This window comes from Kaarinaea lacus (genome assembly GCF_975902315.1).
The window spans coordinates 1-2715 of sequence record NZ_CDLKIE010000007.1 but is presented as its reverse complement, the minus strand read 5'-3'; the positions used below and the strand labels follow the sequence as shown (position 1 = coordinate 2715).

Below are 2715 nucleotides of genomic sequence, written 5' to 3'. Positions count from 1 at the left end.
GCGGCTTGAAAACCGTTGAACCTCGCGGTTCCCAGGGTTCGAATCCCTGCCTCTCCGCCATATTTTTCCAGTATTTCAAGAGCTTATCTAACGTATCTTACCTACTATTATTCTTTCTAAAATTACCCGGGGACAAATTTGGGACACTCCGTTCGCGAAGAGATGTGATTGTGCGTGCATGTCCGTGTTTTAAAGTGGCTATGAAATTTATAAGCGGAAAATAACTGTTGGTAATTCAACGCATTTCAATAAATTTAAAAACCGTTGAAGATCTTTCAGCCAAGCCACATTTTTAGTTCCTATGACTTTCTCCGCGGCCATAACGATCACATTTGTAATCGTTTGCGATCGCATGAATGCATTAATTAATGAAGGGACTTATGCCAGATGAATGGATTCAACGTAAGGTAGCGTGATCAATCATCAATCCAAACCCAATCTCACTGCGATGTACGATAATCAATCATCCGCTATGAATCGTTCGCCCAATTTTCCCAGGCATTCTGTTTTTAGTTGGGCGCCCGCTTGATCTACCTCTGGTACCTCACAATTCATCCAAAATGCTATTAGGTTTTTAATCATCGCAGCGAGTGCGAAACTGTCTACCGGCTTAACAAGGTACGCACTTGCGCCTAGTGAATAGGCTCTCTTGACGTCGTCTGAATCCGCAGATGACGAAAGTATAACAGTTGGAACAATCGCCGATTGCGGATTAGTTTTTAAATACTCGAGAACTTTAAAGCCATCTCCATCAGGCATTTTTAAATCGGTTAGCAAAAAAGTTGGGTAGGGAAACTGATCACGATTATTATATGGTTCGATGCCAAGCAGGTATGCTATCGCTTCATTTCCGCTGCTCATTGTTTGCGTGGATACTCCCGATATCGCACATACTTTAATCGCCCGATTCAGTAACATCTGATCTTCTTCTGAATCATCTGCAATTAAAATTGTTAGATTTTTTCGCTTCATGTGCAGTTTATTACATTCGTTACGCAAGTTACGTAAAGGTCAATACAACTTTGTAGCTACATAGTGAAAACATACACGTTATAACGAAATATTAATGCGGAATTAATCCTGTTTCACAGTATTAGCATGGCATTTTAATATTCATAATTGCGTGTTCCATATTCGAATCAATCCGTTTGCAAACTGATTGATTTTGGATATTCTGCGTTGCTGAGAGTGAAGTATTAAACGCTCTATTCCATACGCGTTTGGCAACTTCGTATTGTTCTTTTGAGAGATAGGGCGCCAAATCAAAATGTCGTGTTATACGGGTAAATAACTCTCGAATTAGTATGCTTTCTTTGTAAAGATTAATCGCAGCTTTCCGTTCTGTTGTCTTATGTTGTTTTAACAATATTCGCTGCTCGGCAGCCAAAATTTCTATAATAAATGCGTTGATACTTTTGTTGTGTGGCTTGTCGTAAAATAAACTATCATTCTTACGGTTGTTTTCACTATTATTCATGTAGATCTCCGTTATTTTTACTGCAAGGCGTTTCAGGCTGTAATTTCATGTTTCCGTCGTGATTAACCAGTGGACTATAACCGTTAATGGGGCGCCGCTTCTGCATAACTACCTGAAAGTTCGTTTACAAGTAATCGGGTCGGACTATTCTGCTCACAAAACATCAATCCAAAGCCATTATTATTGCGATGAATGACTATCCCTGAAATAGGTGTTAATAAACTATCCTCTGCAGGTGCCGATATATAAATTTCAACAAGTCTACTCACATCCGGTGCGGCAGTGCATAATACAAATGCACCATGACTAGTAATGTTGTAAACAAGCCCGATATTAATTTGTTTGTCATAGTCTTGTATTTCAACCAATGCGAATGTGCGGCGGCGTCTTCGATGGCGATGCTCCATCATTGTTCCTCCTGTCTATCCGTTTGGGTAATAACTATTTGATCTATATCCTTTGGCAGTCTGTAAAGCTCAGGTTTAAAATATGAATTCAACCTTTGATTTATCATGCCAGTGCGCTATTTCTTTCGTTTACCTCGCCACACAACCTTCGTTGTATTTACGATGGCCTCGATCACATTCCCAGTGGTTTCCTGAATAGTCTATATGGGCATTGGTGGGTATATCGAACGCGACACAGGACAAGCCTGATTTTTTAAAACCACGGTTGCAATCCCAATCGTGCCCGGAAGATGTTAGATAGCCGTTATCAGGGACTTCCACCGGCAGACAGGCTTCCTTGGTTGGTCGATATCCCCGGTTGCATTCCCAATCGTAACCATTAGATACCAGATAAGCATGCTTAGGTACTGATACTTCCTTGCAGGCTCCATCTAGATCACGAAAACCTCTGTGACATTTCCAGCCTTTTCCGTAAGAATCACCGGTTGAATATGCATTTTCAGGTACCACAATGGCGATACACTTATTGTCTTGTTCTTTAAAGCCTATATTGCATTCCCATCCTGGACCATAACTCGAGTCAACATAGTATGCGTTTAAGGGAACAATTACTTTTACGCAAGTGTTTTTATCTTCACGGTAGCCCCGATTACATTTCCATTCATTTCGGTAAGATGTATCTGAAAGGTATGCATTGGGTGGCACCTTTACAACGATACAGCTGTCATCAATTTTTTTATAGCCCCACTCGCATTCCCACCCCGTACCCATAGAGTCCAGATACGCGTTTGGTGGAAACACCACACTCTTCCCGGCGCGCCGTCGTCGCCG

Annotated in this window: 4 protein-coding genes; all 4 read right to left on the bottom strand. The window is 41.3% G+C overall.

Annotated features, from left to right (window positions below):
* Positions 1-459 precede the first annotated feature (459 nt).
* Positions 460-972: a response regulator gene (locus tag ACWVCM_RS00115; RefSeq protein WP_455199657.1), complete on the bottom strand. Its 513-nt coding sequence runs from the start codon at positions 970-972 to the stop codon at positions 460-462.
* Between the two features lie 121 nt (positions 973-1093).
* The gene (locus ACWVCM_RS00110) at positions 1094-1477 is read right to left on the bottom strand and encodes a hypothetical protein (RefSeq protein ID WP_455199656.1); all 384 of its coding nucleotides are present in this window, start codon (positions 1475-1477) and stop codon (positions 1094-1096) included.
* Positions 1478-1560: 83 nt separating this feature from the next.
* Positions 1561-1887: a hypothetical protein gene (locus ACWVCM_RS00105; protein WP_455199655.1), complete on the bottom strand. Its 327-nt coding sequence runs from the start codon at positions 1885-1887 to the stop codon at positions 1561-1563.
* Between the two features lie 126 nt (positions 1888-2013).
* Positions 2014-2715, bottom strand: a 702-nt coding sequence (locus tag ACWVCM_RS00100; protein ID WP_455199654.1) for a hypothetical protein, incomplete at its 5' end; no start/stop codon positions are given.

What these genes read in the sequence shown, in the direction of transcription:
- ACWVCM_RS00115 (WP_455199657.1), bottom strand. Translation starts at nt 972, where the DNA reads ATGAAGCGAAAAAATCTAACAATTTTAATTGCAGATGATTCAGAAGAA.
- ACWVCM_RS00110 (WP_455199656.1), bottom strand. Translation starts at nt 1,477, where the DNA reads ATGAATAATAGTGAAAACAACCGTAAGAATGATAGTTTATTTTACGAC.
- ACWVCM_RS00105 (WP_455199655.1), bottom strand. Translation starts at nt 1,887, where the DNA reads ATGATGGAGCATCGCCATCGAAGACGCCGCCGCACATTCGCATTGGTT.